The sequence below is a fragment of the Neisseria sp. P0021.S007 genome (assembly GCF_051956855.1).
In genome coordinates, this window is record NZ_JBQCXA010000622.1 from 1 (window position 1) to 652 (window position 652).

Annotated in this window: 1 protein-coding gene; it reads right to left on the bottom strand. The window is 54.9% G+C overall.

The features are described 5' to 3' along the window. Positions 1-652: septum site-determining protein MinC (gene minC, locus ACTHUR_RS15000; RefSeq protein ID WP_440399402.1), on the bottom strand; the 652-nt coding region annotated here is incomplete at both ends.

The following is a 652-nucleotide window of genomic DNA, read 5'->3' on the forward strand; positions in this document are numbered from 1 at the left end:
GTGCAGATGCTCGGGCAGGTCTTGCTCGAAGTTGCGGTAGATACCGGCAACGGAGACTAATTCGGCCTGCATGGAATGAATAAAGATGCGCGCGTTGGTATTGCCTTTGGCACCGGCCAACGCTCTGCCGCGCATGGGGGCGTAAATATGGATGTTGCCGTCGGCGATAAGTTCCGCACCTTGGCTGACGATGCCGGTAACGATGAGGTCGCCGTTTTCAGCGTAAACCTGCTGGCCGGTACGCACGGGCGTGCTGACCAATACGGTCGGATTGTTGATAACGGTGGCTTGTACGTCTTGCGGCTGTGGTGCTTGGCGCGGGGTAGGCGCTGCCTGTGTGTCGGCTGCCTGGGTGGAGTTACCTTGTTTGAATACCAAATGATAACGCGCCGCTGCTGCCGCCCATGTGTCGCTGGTGTGGTGCAGCCCTAAAATTTGCATGCCGTAACGGGCAAACAGGGAAATCATGCCGCCCAAATCGATGGATTCGGGGTGGTCGAAATCTTGTACGTCTAAAATGAAGGGAACGAATTCGTCTTGAGATTGGCCTGCCAGTTGGCGCAGGAATTCTTCCAATTCTGTTAGATCTGCGGTGTGCAGATGGATGGATAAGACGTCCAAACGTGACGTTTTTATGTCGAATGCGGGTTTC